The organism is Actinacidiphila alni (genome assembly GCF_900112845.1).
GTDB lineage: Bacteria > Actinomycetota > Actinomycetes > Streptomycetales > Streptomycetaceae > Actinacidiphila > Actinacidiphila alni.
The window spans coordinates 114,532-138,053 of the sequence record NZ_FONG01000021.1 but is presented as its reverse complement, the minus strand read 5'-3'; the positions used below and the strand labels follow the sequence as shown (position 1 = coordinate 138,053).

Annotated in this window: 23 protein-coding genes; 18 read left to right on the top strand and 5 right to left on the bottom strand. The window is 72.3% G+C overall.

Annotated features, from left to right (window positions below; translation table 11 throughout):
• Positions 1-44: 44 nt before the first annotated feature.
• The 3 genes from BM076_RS28510 to BM076_RS28500 are packed head-to-tail and all read left to right on the top strand — an operon-like array spanning position 45 to position 2,974.
• Positions 45-767: a lysophospholipid acyltransferase family protein gene (locus BM076_RS28510; protein ID WP_093716603.1), complete on the top strand. Its 723-nt coding sequence runs from the start codon at positions 45-47 to the stop codon at positions 765-767.
• The gene (locus BM076_RS28505) at positions 764-1,765 is read left to right on the top strand and encodes an NAD(P)H-dependent glycerol-3-phosphate dehydrogenase (RefSeq protein ID WP_093716602.1); all 1,002 of its coding nucleotides are present in this window, start codon (positions 764-766) and stop codon (positions 1,763-1,765) included. Before BM076_RS28510 ends, BM076_RS28505 begins: the two co-directional genes overlap by 4 nt.
• 12 nt (positions 1,766-1,777) lie before the next feature.
• Positions 1,778-2,974 (top strand): D-alanine--D-alanine ligase family protein, encoded by a 1,197-nt coding sequence (locus BM076_RS28500; protein WP_093716601.1) that lies wholly within the window; start codon positions 1,778-1,780, stop codon positions 2,972-2,974.
• A 26-nt stretch (positions 2,975-3,000) separates the two neighbouring features.
• Here BM076_RS28500 and BM076_RS28495 read toward each other — a convergent pair whose 3' ends face one another.
• Entirely contained in the window at positions 3,001-3,477 is a 477-nt protein-coding gene (locus BM076_RS28495) for a DUF3515 domain-containing protein (RefSeq protein WP_093716600.1), read from the bottom strand.
• Between the two features lie 21 nt (positions 3,478-3,498).
• Positions 3,499-3,732 (bottom strand): Lrp/AsnC family transcriptional regulator, encoded by a 234-nt coding sequence (locus BM076_RS28490; RefSeq protein ID WP_093716599.1) that lies wholly within the window; start codon positions 3,730-3,732, stop codon positions 3,499-3,501.
• 158 nt (positions 3,733-3,890) lie between these two features.
• On the opposite strand from BM076_RS28490, the gene BM076_RS28485 reads away from it, so the two are divergent.
• Complete coding sequence (locus BM076_RS28485) at positions 3,891-4,874, top strand: thiamine-phosphate kinase (protein ID WP_093716598.1); 984 nt, start codon at positions 3,891-3,893, stop codon at positions 4,872-4,874.
• Positions 4,871-5,707, top strand: coding sequence for a bifunctional hydroxymethylpyrimidine kinase/phosphomethylpyrimidine kinase (thiD, locus tag BM076_RS28480; RefSeq protein WP_093716597.1), 837 nt, complete (start codon positions 4,871-4,873; stop codon positions 5,705-5,707). The genes BM076_RS28485 and thiD overlap by 4 nt, the downstream gene beginning before the upstream one ends.
• Before the next feature lie 133 nt (positions 5,708-5,840).
• Here the strand turns inward: thiD and rpmB are convergent, their stop codons facing one another.
• Complete coding sequence (gene rpmB / locus BM076_RS28475; protein WP_028426177.1) at positions 5,841-6,026, bottom strand: 50S ribosomal protein L28; 186 nt, start codon at positions 6,024-6,026, stop codon at positions 5,841-5,843.
• Positions 6,027-6,234: 208 nt separating this feature from the next.
• Between rpmB and BM076_RS28470 the strand changes: the two genes are divergently transcribed.
• From BM076_RS28470 to mutM, 9 genes are all read left to right on the top strand, one after another.
• Positions 6,235-7,929, top strand: a complete 1,695-nt coding sequence (locus tag BM076_RS28470) for a DAK2 domain-containing protein (protein ID WP_093716596.1) — start codon at positions 6,235-6,237, stop codon at positions 7,927-7,929.
• 362 nt (positions 7,930-8,291) lie between these two features.
• Positions 8,292-10,535, top strand: coding sequence for an ATP-dependent DNA helicase RecG (gene recG / locus BM076_RS28465; protein WP_177246661.1), 2,244 nt, complete (start codon positions 8,292-8,294; stop codon positions 10,533-10,535).
• Positions 10,536-10,589: 54 nt separating this feature from the next.
• Complete coding sequence (gene rsmD, locus BM076_RS28460; RefSeq protein WP_265737118.1) at positions 10,590-11,177, top strand: 16S rRNA (guanine(966)-N(2))-methyltransferase RsmD; 588 nt, start codon at positions 10,590-10,592, stop codon at positions 11,175-11,177.
• 83 nt (positions 11,178-11,260) lie between these two features.
• Positions 11,261-11,740 (top strand): pantetheine-phosphate adenylyltransferase, encoded by a 480-nt coding sequence (gene coaD / locus BM076_RS28455; protein WP_177246662.1) that lies wholly within the window; start codon positions 11,261-11,263, stop codon positions 11,738-11,740.
• 10 nt (positions 11,741-11,750) lie between these two features.
• Positions 11,751-12,956 carry a cell division initiation protein gene (locus tag BM076_RS28450; protein ID WP_093716592.1) on the top strand — a complete coding sequence of 402 codons (1,206 nt, stop codon included), beginning with the start codon at positions 11,751-11,753 and terminating at the stop codon, positions 12,954-12,956.
• Between the two features lie 142 nt (positions 12,957-13,098).
• Positions 13,099-13,704, top strand: a complete 606-nt coding sequence (locus tag BM076_RS28445; protein ID WP_093716591.1) for a YceD family protein — start codon at positions 13,099-13,101, stop codon at positions 13,702-13,704.
• 2 nt (positions 13,705-13,706) lie between these two features.
• Entirely contained in the window at positions 13,707-13,880 is a 174-nt protein-coding gene (gene rpmF, locus BM076_RS28440) for a 50S ribosomal protein L32 (RefSeq protein WP_093716590.1), read from the top strand.
• Between the two features lie 19 nt (positions 13,881-13,899).
• The gene (gene rnc / locus BM076_RS28435; RefSeq protein ID WP_093716589.1) at positions 13,900-14,640 is read left to right on the top strand and encodes a ribonuclease III; all 741 of its coding nucleotides are present in this window, start codon (positions 13,900-13,902) and stop codon (positions 14,638-14,640) included.
• Positions 14,641-14,719: 79 nt separating this feature from the next.
• Positions 14,720-15,586 (top strand): bifunctional DNA-formamidopyrimidine glycosylase/DNA-(apurinic or apyrimidinic site) lyase, encoded by an 867-nt coding sequence (gene mutM, locus BM076_RS28430; protein WP_093716588.1) that lies wholly within the window; start codon positions 14,720-14,722, stop codon positions 15,584-15,586.
• On the opposite strand, the gene BM076_RS28425 is transcribed toward mutM, so the two are convergent.
• The gene (locus tag BM076_RS28425) at positions 15,559-15,972 is read right to left on the bottom strand and encodes a winged helix-turn-helix transcriptional regulator (protein ID WP_093716587.1); all 414 of its coding nucleotides are present in this window, start codon (positions 15,970-15,972) and stop codon (positions 15,559-15,561) included. The genes mutM and BM076_RS28425 overlap by 28 nt on opposite strands.
• A 72-nt stretch (positions 15,973-16,044) precedes the next feature.
• A complete protein-coding gene (locus tag BM076_RS28420; RefSeq protein WP_093716586.1) occupies positions 16,045-16,941 on the bottom strand; it encodes a CAP domain-containing protein in 897 nt (298 codons plus the stop codon).
• A gap of 164 nt (positions 16,942-17,105) precedes the next feature.
• Here BM076_RS28420 and BM076_RS28415 point away from each other — a divergent pair, with 164 nt between their 5' ends.
• From BM076_RS28415 to BM076_RS28400, 4 genes are all read left to right on the top strand, one after another.
• Positions 17,106-17,387 (top strand): acylphosphatase, encoded by a 282-nt coding sequence (locus BM076_RS28415; protein ID WP_093716585.1) that lies wholly within the window; start codon positions 17,106-17,108, stop codon positions 17,385-17,387.
• Positions 17,388-17,685: 298 nt separating this feature from the next.
• Positions 17,686-17,889, top strand: coding sequence for a hypothetical protein (locus BM076_RS28410; protein WP_093716584.1), 204 nt, complete (start codon positions 17,686-17,688; stop codon positions 17,887-17,889).
• A gap of 219 nt (positions 17,890-18,108) precedes the next feature.
• Positions 18,109-21,936 carry a chromosome segregation SMC family protein gene (locus BM076_RS28405; RefSeq protein ID WP_093716583.1) on the top strand — a complete coding sequence of 1,276 codons (3,828 nt, stop codon included), beginning with the start codon at positions 18,109-18,111 and terminating at the stop codon, positions 21,934-21,936.
• 130 nt (positions 21,937-22,066) lie between these two features.
• Positions 22,067-23,482 (top strand): sugar porter family MFS transporter, encoded by a 1,416-nt coding sequence (locus BM076_RS28400; RefSeq protein WP_093716582.1) that lies wholly within the window; start codon positions 22,067-22,069, stop codon positions 23,480-23,482.
• Positions 23,483-23,522 lie beyond the last annotated feature (40 nt).

Here is a 23,522-nt window from a genome sequence, read left to right as displayed (position 1 = left end):
CGCGGCGGCCGTACAGCAACGCACAGCAACGAAGAGGAGCCCAGGTGTCCCGCCGCAGAATCGGTTTCTGGTACCGCCTGGCGGCCGTCATCGCGAAACCGCCGCTCATTGTGCTGTTCAAGCGGGACTGGCACGGAATGGAGCACATTCCGGCCGACGGCGGATTCATCACGGCGGTGAACCACAACTCGTACCTGGACCCGCTGTCGTACGCGCATTTCCAGTACAACACCGGCCGCGTCCCGCGCTTCCTGGCCAAGGCCGGGCTCTTCAAGCCCTTCTTCGTCGGCACCATGCTGCGCGGCACCGGCCAGATCCCCGTCTTCCGGGAGTCCACCGACGCCGCCAACGCCTTCCGTGCCGCCGTGGACGCGGTCAACTCCGGCGAATGCGTCACCTTCTACCCCGAGGGCACCCTCACCCGGGACCCCGAGATGTGGCCGATGACGTCCAAGACCGGCGTCGCCCGCGTCGCGCTGCTCACCAAGGCGCCGGTGATCCCCGTCGCCCAGTGGGGCGCCAACGAGGCGGTGCCGCCGTACGCCAAGTCCAAGCGGGTCCGGCTGCTGCCCCGCAAGACGCTGCGGGTCAGGGCCGGCGCGCCCGTCGACCTCAGCGCGTACTACGGGCAGGAGCCCACCCCCGACGTGCTGCGCGCCGTCACCGAGACGATCATGCTGGACGTCACGGCGCTGCTGGCCGAGATCCGCCAGCAGCCCGCCCCCGCACGTCTCTACGACCCGCGCAAGGCACGGGAGGGCGCATGACGGTCCGCTGCGCGGTCTACGGCACCGGCTCCTGGGGCACGGCCTTCGCCATGGTGCTCGCCGACGCCGGCTGCGAGGTGGCGCTGTGGGGCCGCCGCCCGGCGCTCGCCGCGGCGATCAACGCCGAACGCAGGAACCCCGAATACCTCCCCGACCTCGAACTGCCCGCCGCCGTCACCGCCACCGCCGACCCGGCGGAAGCCGCCGCCGACGCCGAATTCGTGGTGCTGTGCGTCCCGTCGCAGACGCTGCGCGCCAACCTCGCCGACTGGGCGCCGCTGCTGCGCCCCGACGCGGTGCTGGTCAGCCTGATGAAGGGCGTGGAGCTGGGCACCGCCAAGCTGATGAGCGAGGTCATCGAGGAGGTCGCCAAGGCCGGCCCCGAACGCGTCGCCGTGCTCTCGGGCCCCAACCTCGCCCCGGAGATCGCCGCCCGGCAGCCCGCCGCCGCCGTCGTCGCCAGCCGCGACGAGGCCGTCGCCCGCCGCTTCCAGGCCGCCTGCCACACCGGCTACTTCCGGCCGTACACCAACACCGACGTCGTCGGCGTCGAACTCGGCGGCGCCGTCAAGAACGTCATCGGCCTCGCGGTCGGCATCGCCGACGGCATGGGACTCGGCGACAACACCAAGGCGTCGCTGATCACCCGCGGCCTGGCCGAGACCACCCGGCTGGGCCTGGCGATGGGCGCCGACCCGCACACCTTCGCCGGCCTGGCCGGCATGGGCGACCTCGTCGCCACCTGCTCCTCGCCGCTGTCGCGCAACCACACCTTCGGCATGAACCTCGGCCGCGGCATGACCCTCGCCGAGACCATCGCCGTCACCAGCCAGACCGCCGAGGGCGTCAAGTCCTGCGAATCGGTGGCGGATCTGGCACGCAGGCACGGTGTCGACATGCCGCTGACCGACACCGTCGTGGACATCGTGCACAACGGGAAACCGCCCGTCGTGGCCGTACAGGAGTTGATGTCACGCTCCGCCAAGCCGGAACGGTAGGGTCAACGCGACATGAGCACCCTTGCATCACACGACAGCTCCCGGAGCCCCGACCAGCGGGAATCGGACTCCGTCCAGTCGGACCAGAAATACGCGCGCAAGCCGCGGGTCGCCGTCGTCTTCGGTGGACGCAGCTCCGAACACGGCGTCTCGGTGGTCACCGCGGCGAGCGTGCTCAGCGCCATCGACCGCGACAAGTACGACGTGCTGCCGATCGGCATCACCACCGAGGGCCGCTGGGCGCTGACCGCCGACGCGCCCGAGCGGATGGCCATCGCCGACCGCCGGATGCCGACCGTCGAGCAGGTCACCGACCAGGACGGCGCCGTCATGCTGCCGGTCGACCCGGCCAGCCGCGAGGTCGTCTACACCGAATCCGGCGCCGTGCCCAAGGCACTCGGCGAGGTCGACGTCGTCTTCCCCATGCTGCACGGCCCGTACGGCGAGGACGGCACCCTCCAGGGCCTGCTGGAACTCTCCGGCGTCCCGTACGTCGGCGCGGGCGTGCTCGCCTCCGCCGTCGGCATGGACAAGGAGTACATGAAGCGGATCTTCACCTCCTTCGGCCTGGCCGTCGGCCCGTACACGGTGATCCGCCCCCGCGAGTGGGAGCGCGACAGCGAGGCCGTACGCCGCAGGGTCGGCGACTTCGCCGCCGAGCACGGCTGGCCGCTGTTCGTGAAGCCCGCCCGGGCCGGCTCGTCCTTCGGCATCACCAAGGTCGAGGGCCCCGAGGGGCTCGACGCGGCGATCGCCGAGGCCCGCCGCCACGACCCCAAGGTCATCGTCGAGGCGCTGCTGACCGGGCGCGAGATCGAGTGCGGCGTGCTGGAGTTCGAGGACGGACCGCGCGCCTCGGTGCCCGCCGAGATCCCGCCGGTCACCAGCCACTCCTTCTACGACTTCGAGGCGAAGTACATCGACTCCGCCGAGGGAATCGTTCCGGCACCGCTGACCGCCGAGCAGACCGCCGACGTCCAGCGGCTGGCCGTCGCGGCGTTCGAGGCCGCGTCCTGCGAGGGACTGGTGCGGGCGGACTTCTTCCTGCTGGACAGCGGCGAGTTCGTGATCAACGAGATCAACACGATGCCCGGCTTCACGCCCATCTCGATGTACCCGCGGATGTGGCAGGAGTCCGGCGTCGAGTACGCCGAGCTGGTCGACCTGCTCATCCAGGCGGCACTGCGCCGGTCCACGGGGCTGCGCTAGGACGCGGACACGCGACCCGAGGGGGGTCAGACCCCCTCGGGAACGGTCGACTTCACCGCGTCCGCGAGGTCGGTCAGCGGCCCCAGGTCACCGGCCCACTTCTTCGGCAGGGTCACCTCGACGTACGCCTTGCGCAGGGTCGTGGTCAGCCGGAACGCACCGTCCGACTGCTGCTCGATCAGCCAGCCGACACCGTCGACGGTCACACCGTCGGCTTCCGGGTTCTTCAGCTCCACCGGCCGCGGCACCCCGCAGCGCAGCACGATCGCCGGTTTGCCCCACCCGGCTGTCAACTCCGAACGCGGCTTGAGATCATGCCGGGAGAGCCCGTCGACCTTCGCCGGCAGTGCCCCGTGCAGAGCGTGGCAGTAACCGGCGACCCGCTTGTCAGGAACCGGCACGGCGACCGTGTCGTCCGTACCGGACGAGAACGCGTAGACCGCCGCCGCAGAAAGGCACGCGACGGCGGACACGGCGGTCAGTACGACTCGGCGACGGAACATCACCGGTGAGCATAGTGGGGGCTAGATATGGACGACGGGGCAGGTCAACGTCCGCGTGATGCCGTCCACCTGCTGGACTCTGGCAACCACCATGCGGCCGAGATCATCGACCGTGTCCGCCTGGGCCCTGACGATGACGTCGTAGGGACCCGTGACGTCCTCGGCCTGGATGACGCCTTCGATCTTGGAGATCACCTCCGCTACTGCCGAGGCCTTGCCGACCTCGGTCTGGATCAGGATGTACGCCTGTACCACGGAACCTCCAGGGCGGCTTCGAGGATCATGTGGGAAGGGGGACGCCACGTTATCGCGTCGTCGCGCACAGCGGGGAGACCCGCGCGGTACCTGACCCCCGTATTGACGGGAAACACGCAGCAGAGGCGGCCCGGGCCGCGACTTGAGGGGACGTTGGGATGAAGGGGACTGTGGGCGAGTTGGGGGAGTTCGGGCTCATCAGGGAGTTGACCGCCCGGCTCACCACCACACCCGCGGTGAAAATCGGACCGGGCGACGACGCCGCCGTGATCGCCGCGCCGGACCGCCGGGTGGTCGCGACCACCGACGTCCTCATCGAGGGCCGGCACTTCCGCCGCGACTGGTCCACCGCCTACGACGTCGGTCGCAAGGCCGCCGCCCAGAACCTCGCCGACATCGCCGCCATGGGCGCCGTCCCCACCGCGGTGCTGCTCGGCCTGGTCGTCCCCGCCGACCTCCGCGCGACCTGGCCCGTCGAACTCATGGACGGCATCCGCGACGAGTGCCAGGTGGCCGGCGCGGCCGTGGTCGGCGGCGACGTCGTACGCGGCGACACCATCACCGTCGCGGTCACCGCGCTCGGCGACCTGCGCAACCGCGACGCCATCACCCGATCGGGTGCGCACGCGGGCGACAAGATCGCCGTCACCGGCTGGCTCGGCTGGTCCGCCGCCGGACTCGCCGTGCTCTCCCGCGGCTTCCGCTCCCCGCGCGCTTTCGTCGAGGCCCACCGCCGCCCCGAACCCCCGTACCACGCGGGCCCCGCCGCCGCGGAACTGGGCGCCACCGCCATGACCGACGTCAGCGACGGCCTGGTCGCCGACCTCGGCCACATCGCCGCCGCCAGCGGCGTGGACATCGATCTGCGCTCCGCCGACATCGACGTGCCCGCGCAGATGTCCGACATCGGCCAGGCGGTCGGCGTCGACCCGCTGCACTGGGTGCTCACCGGCGGCGAGGACCACGCGATCGTCGCCGCCTTCCCGCCGGACGTGAAACTGCCCGCGCGCTGGCGCGTCATCGGCTCCGTCGCCGCCCCTGCGGGCCGTACCCCGCAGGTCACCGTGGACGGCGCGGCCTGGGACAAGGCGGGCGGCTGGGACCACTTCGGCGACGACCCCGCCGACGGGGTACGGGCGTGACCGACGCCGCGCCCCGGCCCGGGGGAACCGCCCCCGCCCGCGTCCTGACCGTCGCCGGATCCGACTCCGGCGGCGGCGCGGGCATCCAGGCCGACCTCAAGACGATGCTCGCCCTCGGTGTGCACGGCATGAGCGTGCTCACCGCCGTCACCGCGCAGAATTCGCTCGGCGTGCACGGCGCCTGGGAACTGCCCGAGGAGGCCGTACGCGCCCAGTTCGACGCGGTCGTCGGCGACATCGGGGTGCAGGCCGTGAAGACCGGCATGCTCTCCTCCGCCGCGCTGGCCGCGACCGTCGCCGGCCTGCTCGGCGGCCTCGGCCCCGGCGTGCCCGTGGTGGTCGACCCGGTCGGCGTCTCCAAGCACGGCGACGCGCTGCTCGCCGCCGAGGCCGTCGAGACCGTACGCACCCGGCTGCTGCCGCTGGCCACCGTCGCCACCCCCAACCTGGACGAGGTGACCCAGCTCACCGGCGTCACCGTCCAGGACGAGGACGGCATGCGGGCCGCCGCCGAGGCCGTGCTCCGGTACGGGCCGCGCTGGGTGCTGATCAAGGGCGGCCACCTGCCCGACGCCGACCGGTGCGCCGAGGCCGTCGACCTGCTCTCCGACGGGCGGACCGAACGCTGGTTCCGCGCGCCCCGGTACGACAACCGGCACACCCACGGCACCGGCTGCACCCTCGCCAGCGCCATCGCCTCGCACCTGGCGCTCGGCCACGACGTGCCGGAGGCGGTGGGCCTGGCCAAGGAGTACGTGACCGGCGCCATCGCGGCCGGCTTCCCGCTGGGCGCGGGCATCGGCCCGGTCGACCACGGCTGGCGCACCCGCTGAGCCCCTGAGCCCCGTTCCCACGCCCGGCCACGGGGACAACGCAAGAAAACCGGCCCACCGCGAGGTGGACCGGCATTCGAGTAGCCGCTAAGGCTGCGCTGCTACGACGTAGCGATTTCCTTACGCCGAAGCGTCAGCGCGAGACCTTACCGGCCTTGATGCACGAGGTGCAGACATTGAGGCGCTTCGGCGTCCGCCCGACCACTGCACGCACGCGCTGGATGTTGGGGTTCCAACGACGCGGGGTACGGCGGTGCGAGTGGGAGATGCTGTTGCCGAAGCCCGGCCCCTTGCCGCAGACGTCGCAGTTGGCAGCCACGGGTCACTCCAAAGACTTCAGATGCATTTACGATGAAAAGCCCGAGAGAGCCCCGGGCAACCGGAGCAGCATACAACGGCCACTCCCGCACAACGAAATTACCATGGTCCGGGAGGTCCCCGATCCGGACCGCCGTCCTCCGTGACCAGGCTCACGGATACCCTCACCAGCAGCAGTTCCCGTTCCCGGTGTCCCGCAGGAGGACCTGTTGCCGCCCTCGCTCGACGCTTCCGCGGTGCTCGCCTGGTGCCGTCTGTCGCTCCGGGCACTGGGCAGGGCCCGCGAGGAGATCGACGCGATCAACGTCTATCCGGTCGCGGACGGCGACACCGGCACCAACCTCTACCTGACGCTGGAATCGGCCGCCCAGGCCGTCGAGGCGGTCTTCGACGCGCACGCCACGGCGGCCGCCCCCGCCGCGCTGCCCAGCCTCCCCGAGGCGCTGCGCGCGATGTCCCACGGCGCCCTCATCGGAGCCCGCGGCAATTCCGGCACCATCCTCGCCCAGCTGCTGCGCGGCATGAACGAAGCCGTCGCCGCCGGCGCGGGCGAGCCCGTACGGATCGGCGCCGCGGAATTGCGCGCCGCCCTGCGCACCGCCGCCGCGTCCGCGTACGAAGCCGTCGCCCGGCCCGTCGAGGGCACCATGCTGACCGTCGCGGTCGGTGCCGCCGAGGCCGCGGACGCGGCGGCGGGCGGCGTGGAGGACGTCGTACGCGCCGCGTACGAAGGCGCCCGCGCCGCGCTGGCCGCCACCCCGGAACAGCTCGGCGTACTGCGCCGCGCCGGAGTCGTCGACGCCGGCGGCCTCGGCCTGGTCGCCGTACTCGGCGCCCTCGCCGACGCCGTCACCGGCGACTCGGCCTTCACCTCCGCCTCCGCTTCCGCCTCCGCCGACCGGCTGTCCGGCACCGACTTCCGCGCCGGGCACCCGCCGCACGACGAGGAGGACCTCTGCCCGGACGACGCGGAACCCGGCGGCCCCGCCTTCGAGGTGATCTTCCTGCTGGAGGCCGCCGACCCCGCCGTCGCGACGCTACGCACCCGGCTCGACGCTCTCGGTGTCTCCCTCGTCGTCGTCGGCGGCGACGGCCTGTGGCACGTCCACGTCCATGTGGACGACGTCGGCGCCGCCATCGAGGCGGGCATCGAGGCCGGCCGCCCCTACCGGATCCGCGTCACCCACTTCGCCGACCAGACGCGCCAGCCCGCCGTGGCCGGCATCCCGCGCGCCGAGCGCGCCCACCGGGCCGTCGTCGCCGTCGTCCGCGGCGACGGCCTCGCCGCGCTGTGCGCCCGGGCCGGCGCCACCGTCGTCGCCGTCCGCCCCGGCGAACAGCCCGCGAGCGGCGAGATCGCCGCCGCCATCCGGCGCGCCCACGCCCACGAGGTCGTGCTGCTCCCCAACGACCGCGACCTGCGGCACGCGGCGGGCGCCGCCGTCGAGCAGGCCCGCGCCGACGGGGTCCGCGTCGCCCTCATCCCGACCCGCTCGGCCGTCCAGGGCCTGGCCGCGCTCGCCGTCCACGAACCCTCGCGCCGCTTCGACGAGGACGTCGTCGCCATGACGTCCGCCGCCGGCGCCACCCGCTACGGCGAACTCGCCGTTGCCGAGCACCGGTCCTGGACCATGGCCGGCGTCTGCCAGGCCGGCGACGTCCTCGGTCTCATCGACGGCGACGTCGCCGTCATCGGCGCCGACCTCACCACCACCGCGACCGCCCTCCTCGACCGCATGCTCGCCTCCGGCGGCGAACTCGTCACCCTCATCCTCGGCGCCGACGCCCCCGCCGACCTCGCCACGACCGTCGACACCCACATCCGCGGCGCCCACCTCGCGGTGGACACGCTGATCTACGAAGGCGGCCAGCGCTCCTGCCCGCTGCTGATCGGCGTCGAATAACCCCCGGCGCCCCAAGGGCGCGCCAGTCGCCGCACACACGGAGTGCGGCAGGCCGGTGTAGCCGGCGAGCCAAAGGCGGCGCCGGTGTCGAAAGGGAGAACGCGCACAGGCCCCCGAGGAACGAGGGGGGCGAGCACGATCGACCGTCGACACCGGATCTAAGCCGCCGGAGGCGAGAAGGCGGCAAAAAAGGGGCAGTTACGGCGCCCCCACGGAAGCCGGCGCCCGATCACCAGGCACCGGTACCCGCGCCCCACGGAAGCCGGCGCCCGATCACCCGGCACCCCCGCCCCACCCAGGATCGGCACCCACCGGCTTGCCCCGGAGGGGTTTGTCGGTGCCGTGCGCGAAGATGGGCGGTGATGTCGAACCCCATGGACGACCCGCTGCGGAAAATCGTCGGTGACCGTACCGCGAAGGTGCTGGCCGACCATCTCGGCCTGCACACCGCGGGTGACCTGCTGCACCACTATCCGCGCCGGTACGCCGAGCGGGGCGAGCTGACGCGGCTGGCGGACCTGCCGGTGGACGAGTACGTGACGGTGGTCGCGCAGATCGCGAAGGCGGACAAGCGGACGTACGGCCGCGGGTCCGGCGTACGGCTGGAAGTCGTGGTGACCGACGGCAGCGGCTCGCTGACGCTGGTGTTCTTCAGCAAGGCGGCGCACGCCCACGCGCACCGGCTGATCCCGGGCCGCCGCGGCATGTTCTCCGGCAAGGTGTCGGTCTTCAACCGGACGCGGCAACTGGCGCACCCCGACTACCAGTTGCTGGACGGCGACGAGGGCGCGGAGAAGGACGCGCTGGACGCGTTCGCGAACCGGCTGATCCCGCTGTATCCGGCGTGCAAGCAGATCACGTCGTGGCGGATCGGCCAGGCCGTGGACACCGCGCTGAATTCGCTGACCGCGATCGGCTGGGCGGGCGTGGGGGAGCCGCTGCCCGCGGCGCTGCGCGAGGCGCGCGGGCTCGCGCCGCTGCCGGAGGCGCTGGAGCGGATCCACCGGCCGCGCACGAAGGCCGACATCGAGGCGGCCAGGGACCGGCTGAAGTGGGACGAGGCGTTCGTCCTCCAGGTGGCGCTGGCCCGCCGCAGGGCGGCGGACTCGGCGCTGCCCGCGGTGCCCAGGCGGCCGCGCGAGGACGGCCTGCTGACGGCGTTCGACGCGAAGCTGCCCTTCACGCTGACCGAGGGCCAGCGCAAGGTGTCGGCGGAGATCTTCGACGACCTGGCGGTGGCGCACCCGATGCACCGGCTGCTCCAGGGCGAGGTCGGCTCCGGCAAGACGATGGTCGCGCTGCGGGCGATGCTCGGCGTGGTGGACACCGGTGGCCAGGCCGCGATGCTGGCGCCGACCGAGGTCCTGGCCCAGCAGCACCACCGGTCGATCACCGAGATGATGGGCGAACTGGCCGAGTCCGCGGGCATGCTGGGCGGTTCCGAGCTGGGCACGAAGGTGGTGCTGCTGACCGGTTCGATGGGCACGGCGGCGCGCCGCCAGGCGCTGCTCGACCTGGTGACGGGCGAGGCGGGCATCGTGATCGGCACGCACGCGCTGATCGAGGACAAGGTGAAATTCCACGACCTGGGCCTGGTCGTGGTCGACGAGCAGCACCGCTTCGGGGTGGAGCAGCGGGACGCGCTGCGGGCCAAGGCGGCGCAGCCGCCGCACCTGCTGGTGATGACGGCGACACCGATCCCGCGGACCGTTGCCATGACCGTCTTCGGCGACCTGGAGACGTCGGTGCTCGACCAACTGCCCGCCGGGCGCTCGCCGATCGCCACCCATGTCGTGCCGGCCGCCGAGAAGCCGCACTTCCTCAGCCGGGCGTGGGAACGCGTCCGTGAGGAGGTCGAGGGCGGGCACCAGGCGTACGTGGTGTGCCCGCGGATCGGCGACGACGAGGAGGACGGCGCGGGCAAAGGCGCGGGCAAGGGCGGCAGCAGGGCGAAGAAGAAGGCCGAGGGCCCGGACGGGGACGACGAACGCAGGCCGCCGCTCGCCGTGCTGGACGTCGCGGAACAGATCGCGGCGGGGGCGCTGCGCGGGCTGCGCGTCGAGGTGCTGCACGGGCGGATGCAGCCGGACGCCAAGGACGACGTGATGCGGCGCTTCACGGCGGGCGAGGTGGACGTCCTGGTCGCCACGACGGTGATCGAGGTCGGGGTGAACGTGCCGAACGCCACCGTGATGGTGATCATGGACGCCGACCGCTTCGGCGTCTCGCAGCTCCACCAGTTGCGCGGCCGGGTCGGCCGCGGCTCCGCCCCCGGCCTGTGCCTGCTGGTCTCCGAGGCGCCCGAGGCCACCCCGGCCCGGATCCGGCTCGACGCGGTGGCCGGCACCCTGGACGGCTTCGCGCTCTCCGAGATCGACCTCCAGCAGCGCCGCGAGGGCGACGTCCTCGGCCAGGCGCAGTCCGGCAGCCGCTCCTCGCTGCGGGTCCTCGCCGTCATGGACGACCGCGACGTCATCGAGGCCGCCCGCGAGGAGGCCACCGCCCTCGTCACCGCCGACCCGGAGCTGACCGCCAACCCCGACCTGCGCAGCGCCCTGGACAGCCTCCTCGACGCGGACCGCGAGGAGTATCTCGACAAGGGTTAGGCGGCGCAGGAGCCGTATCGTGGGGGCCAGTCCTTGCAGGTCCCCGCAGTGGAAGTGAGTTCCATGACCCGCGTGATCGCCGGTGCCGCCGGGGGGCGGCGCCTCGCCGTGCCGCCGGGCGACGGCACCAGGCCGACGTCGGACCGGGCCAAGGAGGGGCTGTTCTCCACCTGGGAGTCGCTGCGCGGCACGCTGGACGGGGCCCGGGTGCTCGACCTGTACGCGGGGTCCGGCGCGGTCGGCCTGGAGGCGCTGTCGCGCGGGGCCGCGCACGTCCTGCTGGCGGAGGCCGAGCCGCGGGCCGCGAAGGTGATCCGGGAGAACGTGGCGGCGCTGAAGCTGCCCGGCGCCGAGGTGCGCTCCGGCCGGGCCGAGAAGATCGTCACCGGCCCGCCGCCGCGGCCGTACGACGTGGTGTTCCTGGACCCGCCGTACGACGTCCCGGACGACGAACTGCGGGAGATCCTGCTCACACTCCTGGCCAATGACTGGCTGGCGGCGGAAGCGCTGGTCACCGTGGAGCGCAGGACCCGGGGCGGCGCGTTCGACTGGCCGCCGGGCTTCACGGGCCTGCGGTCCCGGAAGTACGGGGAGGCGACACTTTGGTACGGTCGCGCCGCCCAGGTTACCGCCGGGTCATGAGCCCGCCCGAGCCGACATGAGCCCGCCCCATGAGCCGTAGCAGCGACCGTAGTAGCCGTCGTACGGAGAGCGAGGAACCCCTCTTGCGCCGCGCCGTCTGTCCCGGGTCCTTCGACCCCATCACCAACGGACACCTCGACATCATCGCCCGCGCCGCACGGCTGTACGACACCGTGTACGTCGCCGTGATGATCAACCAGTCCAAGAAGGGCCTGTTCTCCGTCGACGAGCGGATCGCGCTGATCGAACAGGTCACCGGCGACCTCGGCAACGTCAAGGTGGAGTCCTTCCACGGCCTGCTGGTCGACTTCTGCAAGCAGCGCGACATCCCCGCCATCGTCAAGGGCCTGCGCGCGGTCAGCGACTTCGACTACGAACTGCAGATGGCCCAGATGAACATCGGCCTGACCGGTGTGGAAACCCTCTTCGTCCCCACCAACCCCGCCTACAGCTTCCTGTCCTCCAGCCTCGTCAAGGAAGTCGCCCAATGGGGCGGCGACATCTCGCACTTGGTCCCCCCGGTCGTCCTGGACGCGCTGAAGCCCAAACTCGAACGGCGCTAGGCTTCCCCCCGTGGACGTCCAGAAGAAGCTCGATGAGATCGCGGCCACCGTGGCGAACGCCCGGTCGATGCCGATGTCGGCCTCCTGCGTGGTGAACCGTGCCGAGCTGCTCGCCATGCTCGACGAGGTCGCCGCCGCGCTTCCCGATTCCCTCTCCCAGGCGCAGGCGCTGCTCGGCGACCGGGAGCAGATGGTCGGGGAGGCCCGAGCCGAAGCCCAGCGGATCATCGAGTCGGCGCACGCCGAACGCGGTTCGCTGGTCTCCGACACCCAGGTGGCCCGGCAGTCCAAGGACGAGGCGGACCGGATCCTGGCCGAGGCGCGCCGCGAGGCCGCCGAGATCCGCGCCGAGGCCGACGACTACGTCGACAGCAAGCTCGCCAATTTCGAGGTGGTCCTCACCAAGACCATCGGCTCGGTCGACCGCGGCCGCGAGAAGCTGCTCGGCCACGGCCCGAGCTACGACGAGCAGGGCTACGAGCAGGTCGAGGACGACCCGGAGGCCCCCGAGCGCAGCGCCGACCCGGAGACGCTGCGGCGTCGCGCGGACGAGTACGTGGACGCCAAGCTGGGCGCCTTCGAGGCCGTCCTCAGCAAGACGCTGGAGGCCGTCGGCCGCGGCCGGCTCAAGCTCACCGGGCACAATCCGATCGACGACCTGGCCGCCCAGATCGCGGCCGCGGACGCCGAGGGCGGCGACACCGCCGAGCCCGGCCACCACCGGCAGAGCGACGCCGACTACCTGGCGGGCCTGGCCGCACCGGCCGCCCCCGAACAGGCCGACCTCGCGCAGTACGGCTACGACCCGGCCGCCGCCCAGCGGCAGGACCCGGCCGCCGACCCCGGCTACGGCTACCCGCAGCAGGACACCACGTACCAGCAGGGCGGCTACCAGGGCGACGGCGGCTACCAGCAGGAGTACCAGCAGGCCGCCGCCGACTACGGCGACTACGCCGCGCAGGGCCAGGACCCGTACGCCCAGCAGGGCGGCTACCCGCAGGACCCGTCCGGCTACGGCTACGACCCGCAGGGCGGCCAGGGGCAGGGCTACGGCCAGCAGCCGGGGCAGCAGCAGTACGACCAGCAGATCCCGTACCAGCAGCAGGGGCAGCCGCAGGGCTACCCGCAGCAGCCGGCGGCGCTGGACGAGACCAGCTTCTTCGACACCGGCCTGATCGACCTCAACCGGCTCCGGGAGCTGGAACAAGGGCGCTGAACAGGCTCCGTTTGGGCGTGGGCGGGGTGTCCAGTATCCTGTCACTTCCAGCCGTGTGAACCCCCGGCGCTTTGGCCTGCCCACCCGCAAGGGTCGCCCGCGAGGGCCGCGGGGCAGGCCGTACCGATGAAAGCAGGAAGCCCTGAACACCCGCCTCGACCACCGCAACCCCCTCGTGTTCGACACGCACGAGCTGGGTCGGCGTCCTGGTGCGATGAAGAAGGTCTCCCGCTCGGTGCCGGCCCCCAAGGACCTCGGCCTCGTCGATGTCATCGGGGTGCCCGAGGGTGCCACCGTCGAGCTGGACCTCCGCCTGGAGTCGGTCATGGAGGGTGTGCTGGTCACCGGCACCGCCCATGCGCCGGTGACGGGGGAGTGCGTAAGGTGTCTGGAACCGCTCGAGCGCGAGCTGGACGCGGACTTCCAGGAGATGTTCTCCTACCCCGACGCCGACACCAGGACCGCCCGCAAGGGCGAAGCCGGTGACGACGCCGAGGACGAGGACGTGCTTGAACTCGAGGACGATCTCTTCGACCTCGAACCGGTGCTGCGCGACGCGGTGGTGCTCGCACTGCCGCTGCAGCCGGTGTGCCAGGACGACTGTCCGGGCCTGTGCTCCGAATGCGGCGCGCGGCTCGCGGACGACCCGGACCACCACCATGAGGTCACCGACATCCGTTGGGCGGCCTTGCAGGATTTCCAGCAGAGCGACACCGGTGACGGTGCCGACGAGAACCAGGAGAAGTAGCCGTGGCTGTTCCGAAGCGGAAGATGTCGCGCAGCAACACGCGCCACCGCCGTTCGCAGTGGAAGGCTGCGCCCGTGACCCTGGTGGCATGCGAGCGCTGCCACGAGCCGAAGCTCCAGCACATCGCGTGCCCGAGCTGCGGCACGTACAACCGCCGTCAGGTCATCGACGTCTGATCGGCAGGTGACAGGCTCCATGTCAGACGCCTCAGCGCCACAGCAGGCCACGGCGGACAAAGCCTCGTCCCCCACGCTTCTGGAAGGGCGGCTCGGTTACACACTCGAGCCCGCCCTTCTGGTGCGTGCGCTGACCCACCGCTCGTACGCGTACGAGAACGGCGGGCTGCCCACCAACGAGCGGCTGGAGTTCCTCGGGGATTCCGTGCTCGGCCTGGTGGTCACCGACACCCTCTACCGCACCCACCCCGACCTGCCCGAGGGCCAGCTGGCCAAGCTGCGGGCCGCGGTGGTCAACTCGCGTGCCCTGGCGGGCGTGAGCCGCGGGCTCGACCTCGGGGCGTTCATCCGCCTCGGGCGGGGCGAAGAGGGCACCGGCGGCCGGGACAAGGCGTCGATCCTCGCGGACACCCTGGAAGCCGTCATCGGCGCGGTCTACCTCGACCAGGGCCTCGACGCGGCCTCCGAGCTGGTCCACCGGCTCTTCGACCCGCTCATCGAGCGGTCCTCCAACCTCGGCGCCGGCCTGGACTGGAAGACCAGCCTCCAGGAACTCACCGCGGCCGAGGGCCTCGGCGTCCCCGAATACGTGGTCACCGAGTCGGGACCCGACCACGAGAAGACCTTCACGGCTGCCGCCCGCGTCAGTGGCGTCGAGTACGGCACCGGCACCGGCCGCAGCAAGAAGGAAGCCGAGCAGCAGGCGGCCGAGTCCGCCTGGCGCTCCATCCGCGAAGCCTCCGCCCCGGCGGCGAGCTAGCGCACAACGGAAGAGGGTGCGTCCCCGGCGGGGGCGCACCCTCTTCCCGGTCCAGGACAGGTCCAGGAGGAGGGGCGCCGTGCCGGAGCTGCCGGAAGTCGAAGTGGTACGGCGGGGGCTGGCGCGCTGGGTGTCGGGGCGAACGGTGGAAGCGGCGAGCGTCCTGCATCTGCGGTCCGTACGGCGGCACTTGGCGGGCCCGGAGGACTTCAGCGCCGCGCTGAAGGGCGCCGAGATCGGCGAGGCCCACCGCAGGGGCAAGTATCTGTGGCTGCCGCTGACCGAACAGCACTCCCTGGTCGCCCACTTGGGCATGAGCGGCCAGCTCCTGGTCCAGCCGGCGACCGCGCCGACGGAGACCCACCTGCGGGTCAGGCTCACCTTCGCCGACTCCGCGGGCACCGACCTCCGCTTCGTGGACCAGCGCACCTTCGGCGGCCTGTCGGTGCACGAGGTGGTGCCGGGCGCCGAGGACGGCCTGCCCGCCGTGCTCGCGCACATCGCGCGCGACCCGCTGGACGACGCCTTCGACGAGGACGCCTTCCACACGGCGCTGCGCCGCAAGCGCACCACGATCAAGCGGGCACTGCTCGACCAGTCGCTGATCAGCGGCGTCGGCAACATCTACGCCGACGAGGCGCTGTGGCGCACCCGGCTGCACTACGAGCGGCCGACTGCGACGATGACCCGCCCGCGCACCGCGGAACTGGTCACCCACATCCGCGAGGTGATGGGCGACGCGCTGGCCGCGGGCGGCACCAGCTTCGACAGCCTCTACGTCAATGTGAACGGCGAATCCGGCTACTTCGACCGGTCGCTGGACGCCTACGGCCGCGAGGACGAGCCCTGCCGCCGCTGCGGCACCCCGATCCGCCGCCGGCCCTGGATGAACAGGTCCAGCTATTTCTGCCCGCGCTGTCAGCCGGTGCCGCGCACCGCGTCGTAGCGCTCCCGCGCCGCGAGCACCTCCGGCATCCGGTCCTCGACCAGCCCGATCAGCGCCAGCAGCCGCTCCGCGGTGTCCCGGCCGAGCGGCGTCAGCCGGTATTCGACATGCGGCGGATTCGTCGGCCGCGCGTCCCTGACCACAAGACCGTCCCGCTCCAGCGCGTGCAGCGTCTGCGCGAGCATCTTCTCGCTGACCCCGTCCACCCGCCGCCGCAGCGCGTTGAACCGCAGCGTGTCCTCGTACAGCGCCCCGAGCGTCAGGCTGCCCCAGCGCCCCGTGACATGCTCCAGCGTCCCCCGCGACGGGCAGTTCCGCGCGAAGACGTCGAAGGCGAGCCCGTCCCCGCCGCCGTCGCGCACCCCGGACCGTTCACTTTCCGCCATACGGGAAGCGTACCCCCGCACAGCGCTTCCTCCCGGAAAGCGTGCGGCCCCGGCCCTGGCCCTGGCTCCGGCTCAGAAGCCGAAGTCCTGGGTCCACCAGGGGCCGCCGGAGCCGTAGTGGATGCCGACGCCGAGGGTGGTGTAGTCGCAGTTGAGGATGTTGGCGCGGTGGCCGGGGCTGTTCATCCAGGCGTCCATGACGGCCTGGGCGGTGGCCTGGCCGCGGGCGATGTTCTCGCCGCCGAGATTGGAGATGCCGCGGGCCTTGGCGCGGTCCCAGGGGGTCTTGCCGTCGGGGTCGGTGTGGTCGAAGAAGTCCCGGGCGGCCATGTCCTCGCTGAACGCCTGGGCGAGCGCGTCCAGGGAGGAGCTGGCGGTGAGCGGGTGGCAGCCGGCGGTGGCGCGCTGGTCGTTGACCAGGGACAGGATGGCCGCGCGGGCGGCGGTGACGGCGTCGGTGGAGGCCGGGGCGCCGGTGGTGGCGGGCGGCTTCGTACGGGCCGCCGTCGTCGTGGTGGTCGGCACCGGGGTGGTGGGGGCGGCCGTCGTCCGGGTCGGGGTGGGAGCCGCCGGGCTGGTGGCGGCCGTACGCGACGGCGACGCGGTGGTGGTGCGCATCGTGCTCGGCGAGCCGGCCGGGGTGCCCGAGGACGGGGTGCCGGGGGAGCCGCTGGACGTACCGGGGGTCGGCGCGGTGCTGTCGCCCAGCGGCGAGGGTATGTCGCTGCCGGTCCGCACCGGATTCGCCGGACCGTCGGCCTGGGTGTGATGTGCGTCGCCCTCGCGGTAGTCCAGGCCGCCGGTGATCCCGGACAGCAGTCCGGACGACGCGGCGACGGCGCCCACCGCCATCGCGGCGGACGAGGCGAGCAGCCCGGTCCGTACCGGATGGTGCTTGCGGCGCCCGCGGTGCGAGCGAGGACCCGGCTGGGGTGCGGCCGGCTGCGCATGACGGCTGTGACGGCCCATCCTTCGCGCTCCTCTGGTCGTCGGCTCGGTCCGGTACCGCCGGGCACGGCTCGGTTCCGGGCGGCGGATTAACCCGAACGGGTGACCCCGTTGCTGGGCGACTGTAGCGAATGGCGGCACCCGTCGATGTCATGCCGATCCAACTGGCGGGATAGCGTGCGGACATGAACGAAAATGTCCGGCTCACCGCCTGGGTGCGCGGCCGGGTCCAGGGCGTCGGCTTCCGTTGGTGGACCCGTGCCACCGCGCTGGAGCTGGGCGGGCTCGTCGGCTACGCGGGCAATCTCGGCGACGGCCGGGTCCAGGTCGTCGCCGAGGGCGCTCGTGCTCAGTGTGAGCGGCTGCTCGACTGGCTGCACCACGGAGACACGCCCGGCCGGGTCGACGGCGTGACCGAGATCTGGGGGCAGCCGAGGGGCGGATACGAAGGTTTCGAAATCCGTTGAGCAATTTGGTTGCCATACGACGGATGCCGTGTCAGGCTGCCCCCATCGAGCATGATCCTCGACGCCACGCGGGCAGCCCGCGGCGCCTTCAGCGCCGTGTTTTCTGAGGCGGACCCGACGACTGGGCTGTGATCGTGTTGACCGTCTCGTTGTTTGGTGAGACGCTGGAAGCCCCGCGCATCGTGACTCCAAGGATTGTTCAGCGGCGGTCACGGCTCTCACCCTGCGCGGGCGAACAACCCTCACCCACGACCCAAACCGCATTCGGTCGGTCACTCAGCGTGGAGGACCATCCATCATGGCAAAGGCGCTTCTCGGTTACGTCGGCGGCCCCGACCCGCGACTTCTCGCCGAGATGCGAAGGCTCCAGCAGCGTGTTCAGGACCTGGAATCCGAGCTTGTCCGGATGCAGGCGGAGAACGACGCTCTGACTGTCGCATCGCATGAAGAGTCGCTGCTCAGCAGCATCGACGTATCTCGTGCGGAGCCCGCGCTCGCCTGACCCGGTCCCCGGCCGCAGTCGGCCGTACTCGGCCCGGTCCGGTGAGTCCTCGGACACCGCCTGAGAATCTGCATCATCGCAAGGGACGCTTCGGCGTCCCTTTCGTCATGCCCTCCCGCCCCACAGCCGCACTTTCGCGGCCGACAGCCGCTTCTTAACGCATGATGTGCCCTGCACCTTCCTCGGTGAAACCGAAGACGGCTAGTAGAGTCGACCGGCGTGCATCTCAAGAGCCTTACGCTGCGCGGTTTCAAGTCGTTCGCCTCGGCGACGACGCTGCGCTTCGAACCCGGAATCACGTGCGTCGTCGGGCCCAACGGGTCCGGCAAGTCGAACGTGGTCGACGCGCTGTCCTGGGTGATGGGCGAGCAGGGTGCCAAGTCGCTGCGCGGCGGCAAGATGGAGGACGTCATCTTCGCCGGCACCACAGGGCGGCCCCCGCTGGGCCGGGCCGAGGTGTCGCTGACCATCGACAACAGCGACGGCGTGCTGCCGATCGAGTACGCCGAGGTCACGATCACGCGGATCATGTTCCGCAACGGCGGCAGCGAGTACCAGCTCAACGGCGACACCTGCCGGCTGCTGGACATTCAGGAACTGCTGTCGGACTCCGGCATCGGCCGCGAGATGCACGTCATCGTCGGCCAGGGCCAGCTGGACTCCGTACTGCACGCCGACCCGATGGGCCGCCGCGCCTTCATCGAGGAGGCCGCGGGCGTCCTGAAGCACCGCAAGCGCAAGGAGAAGGCGCTGCGGAAACTGGACGCGATGCAGGCCAATCTCGCCCGTGTGACGGATCTCACGGGCGAGCTCCGCCGCCAGCTCAAACCGCTCGGCCGGCAGGCCCAGGTCGCCCGCCGGGCCGCCGTCATCCAGGCCGATCTGCGCGACGCGCGGCTGCGGCTGCTCGCCGACGACCTGGTGACCCTGCGGGAGGCGCTGCGCGCCGAGGTCGCCGACGAGGCCGCGCTCAAGGAGCGCAAGGACGCCGTCGAGGCGGACCTGGCCGTCGCGGTGCAGCGCGAGGCGCGCCTGGAGGAACAGGTCCGCGCGCTCACGCCGCGGCTGAACGACGCGCAGGCCACCTGGTACGCGCTGTCCCAGCTCGCCGAGCGGGTCCGCGGCACCATCGGCCTGGCGGAACAGCGGCACCGGCACGCCACCTCCCAGCCCGCCGAGGAGCGGCGCGGCCGGGACCCGGAGGACATGGAGCGCGAGGCCGCCCGGATCCGGGAGCAGGAGGCCGAGCTGTCCGAGGCGCTGGACGCGGCGCAGCGCGCCCTGGACGACACCGTCGACCACCGCGCGGAGCTGGAGCGCCGGCTCGCCGAGGAGGAGACCCGGCTGCGGGCCGCCGCCCGCGCCATCGCCGACCGCCGCGAGGGCCTGGCCCGGCTGAACGCCCAGGTCAACGCGGCCCGATCCAAGGCCGCCGCCGCCGAGGCCGAGATCGGCCGGCTCGCCGCCGCCCGTGACGAGGCCCGGGACCGGGCCGAATCCGCGCAGGGCGAGTACGAGGAGCTGCGTGCCCAGGTGGAGGGCCTGGACGCGGACGACTCCGAGCTGGAGGAGCGCTTCGAGGCCGCGCGCCGCGAACAGGCCGCCGCCGAGGAGGCGTTCAGCGCCGCCCGGGAGGCGGCCACCGCCGCGGAGCGCCGCCGCGCCGCCGTCGCCGCCCGCCGTGACGCCCTCGCCCCGTCGTTGCGCCGCAAGGACGGCACCGGCGCCCTCCTCGGCGCCGACCTCGGCGGCGTCCTCGGCCCGGCCGCCGCCCTGCTGCGGGTCACGCCCGGCTACGAGATCCCGCTCGCCGCCGCGCTCGGCGCCGCCGCCGACGCCGTCGCGGTCACCGGCCCCGGCGCCGCCGCCGAAGCCCTCCGCCTGCTCCGCAAGGGCGACGCGGGCCGCGCCGCCCTGCTCCTGGCCGCCCCGGCGGACAGCCCCGAACCGGTGGCCGCCCACGACCAGGCCCGTACGGGCACGGCAGCGGACACGGTCACGGAAGCGGGACCGGCCACCGAGGCGGGCGGCCAAGCCGTGCCTGGACAGCCGTCCGCGGGCGGCCACGACGGCGCGGCGCCCCGTCTTCCGTACGACGGGCGACCGGCCGCCGCCGGTGGCGGGAGCCACGACCCCGCCGTGCCCGGCCAGGCGGGCCCGGCCGGGGGCGACGCGCACGCCGGCGTCCCCGGCCCCCGGCCGGAGAGCGCCGGGCTGCCCGGCGAGGCGCGGTGGGCGGCCGATCTGGTGACGGCCGGCCCCGAGCTGCGGGCCGCGGTGGCGCGGCTGCTCGACCGGGTCGTCGTGGTGGAGTCGCTGGAGGAGGCCGAGGCCCTGGTCGTACGGCGGCCCGAGCTGACCGCGGTGACCGCCGAGGGCGATGTGCTGTCGGCGCACCTGGCGCAGGGCGGTTCCGCGAAGGCGCCGAGCCTGCTGGAGGTGCAGGCGCAGGTCGACGAGGCGACCGCCGAGTTGGAGGGGCTCGACGCGCGCTGCGCGGAGCTGGCCGCCGAGCAGGCGGACGCCAAGGAGCGCAGGGCGGCCGCGGCCCGCGAGGTCGACGCACTGACCCAGCGGCGGCGCGCGGCCGAGAAGGAGAAGTCGTCGGTCGCCCAGCAGCTGGGCCGCTTCGGCGGGCAGGCCAGGGCCGCCGCGGGCGAGGCCGAGCGCGCCGCCGCGGCCGTCGGCCGCTCCGAGGAGGCGCTGGCGGCGGCCCGCGAGGAGCTGGAGGAGCTGTCCTACCGGCTGAGCGAGGCCCAGGAGGCGCCCGGCGAGGAGGAGCCGGACACCTCGGTCCGCGACCGGCTGTCCGCCGACGGCGCCAACGCCCGGCAGACCGAGATGGAGGCCCGGCTCCAGGTGCGTACGCACGAGGAGAGGGTCAAGGGCCTGGCGGGCCGGGCCGACGGCCTGGACCGGGCCGCGCGCGCCGAGCGCGAGACCCGCTCCAGGGCCGAGCGGCGCAGGACCCGCCTGGCCTACGAGGCGTCGGTGGCCGCCGCCGTCCGCGACGGCGCCCGCGGCCTGCTGGAATACGTCCAGGTCTCGCTGGCCCGCGCCGAGGCGGAGCGCGCCGCCGCCGAGCGGGCCAGGGCCGAGCGAGAGGCGGAGCTGGGCCAGGAGCGGCGCCGCGGCCGGGAGCTGAAGAGCGAGCTGGACCGCCTCACCGGCGACGTCCACAAGGGTGAGGTGCTGGGCGCCGAGAAGCGGCTGCGGATCGAGCAGCTGGAGGCCAAGGCCCTGGAGGAGCACGGCATGGAGCCCGCGGGCCTGGTCGCCGAGTACGGCCCCGACCAGCTTGTGCCGCCCTCGCCGCCCGCCGAGGGCGAGATCCTGCCCGAGGACCCGGAGGACCCGCGCAACCAGCCGCGCCCGTACCGCCGCCCCGAGCAGGAGAAGCGGCTGAAGGCGGCGGAGAAGGCGTACGCGCAGCTCGGCAAGGTCAATCCGCTGGCGCTGGAGGAATTCGCGGCGCTGGAGGAGCGGCACAAATTCCTCACCGAGCAGCTGGAGGACCTGCGCAAGACGCGGGCCGACCTGCTCCAGGTGGTCAAGGACGTGGACGAGCGGGTGGAGCAGGTCTTCACCGCCGCCTTCCACGACACCGCCCGCGAATTCGAGGGCGTCTTCTCCCGGCTCTTCCCCGGCGGCGAGGGTCGGCTGCTGCTCACCGACCCGGACAACATGCTGACCACAGGTGTGGAGGTTGAGGCGCGGCCGCCCGGGAAGAAGGTCAAGCGGCTTTCACTGCTGTCGGGAGGCGAGCGCTCGCTGACCGCGGTGGCGATGCTGGTGTCGATCTTCAAGGCGCGGCCGAGCCCGTTCTACGTGATGGACGAGGTCGAGGCGGCCCTGGACGACACCAACCTGCAGAGACTGATCCGGATCATGGAGGAACTCCAGGAGAGCTCGCAGCTCATCGTGATCACCCACCAGAAGCGCACGATGGAGGTCGCCGATGCCCTGTACGGCGTATCGATGCAGGGCGACGGTGTGTCCAAGGTGATCAGCCAGCGGCTGCGCAACGGCAAGCAGCAGCCCGCCTGAGCCTCCCCGGCCGTCTCTCCGGCCGCCTTCCGGCTGTGCAGGTTCGAGTGGTGGCGTCACGCGCACCGCCCGAGACTCGAAGATCCAGACCCTCATGTGAGGGCTCACAGCCGAGCCCGAGGAGACCACCTTGACCAGCACCGCACGAGCGTCCGACGCGGCAGACCACAGCGCGCTGCCGGAACACCTCGGCCACATCATCTTCATCACGGCCGCCGCCGCCATGGGCGGCTTTCTCTTCGGCTACGACAGCTCCGTCATCAACGGCGCCGTCGAGGCCATCCGTGACAAGTACGACATCGGCTCCGGCACGCTCGCCCAGGTCATCGCCATCGCCCTGATCGGCTGCGCCATCGGAGCCGCGACCGCGGGCCGGATCGCCGACCGCATCGGCCGGATCCGCTGCATGCAGATCGCGTCGGTGCTGTTCACCATCAGCGCCGTCGGGTCCGCCCTGCCCTTCGCCCTGTGGGACCTGGCGATGTGGCGGATCATCGGCGGCTTCGCCATCGGCATGGCGTCCGTGATCGGCCCGGCGTACATCGCCGAGGTCTCGCCGCCCGCCTACCGCGGCCGGCTCGCCTCCTTCCAGCAGGCCGCCATCGTGCTGGGCATCGCCGTCTCGCAGCTGGTCAACTACGCCATCCTCAAGGGCGCCGACGACGACCAGCGCGGCAAGATCATCGGCCTGGAGGCATGGCAGGTCATGCTCGGCGTGATGGTGATCCCCGCGGTGATCTACGGGCTGCTGTCCTTCGCGATCCCCGAGTCGCCGCGCTACCTCATCTCGGTGAACCGCGAGGCCGACGCCAAGGCCGTACTCGCCGATGTCGAGGGCGCGGACACCGACCTGGACGCCCGCGTCGCCGAGATCGAGCAGGCCATGCGCCGCGAGCACAAGTCGACCTTCGGCGATCTGCTCGGCACCCGCTGGGGCTTCCTGCCGATCGTCTGGGTCGGTATCGGCCTGTCCGTCTTCCAGCAGCTCGTCGGCATCAATGTGGCCTTCTACTACTCGTCCACCCTGTGGCAGTCGGTCGGCATCGACCCGAGCAGCTCCTTCTTCTACTCCTTCACCACGTCGATCGTGAACATCATCGGCACGGTGATCGCGATGATCTTCGTGGACCGGATCGGCCGCAGGCCGCTGGCGCTGATCGGCTCGTCCGGCATGGCCGTCTCACTGGCGCTGGAGGCATGGGCCTTCTCCTCGAAGTCCGGCGACACCCTGCCGAACGCGCAGGGCACGGTCGCACTGGTCGCCGCGCACTGCTTCGTGCTCTTCTTCGCCCTGTCGTGGGGTGTGGTGGTCTGGGTCTTCCTCGGCGAGATGTTCCCCAACAAGATCCGCGCGGCGGCACTCGGCGTCGCCGCCTCCGCGCAGTGGATCGCCAACTGGGCGATCACCGCGAGCTTCCCGACGCTGGCGGACTGGAATCTGTCGGGCACCTACGTCATCTACACGTGCTTCGCCGCGCTCTCCATCCCCTTCGTGCTGCTGTTCGTGAAGGAGACCAAGGGCAAGAAGCTGGAGGACATGGGCTAGGCAGGCGCCCTCCGGCGCACGCGTCCGGCGCACGGGTCAG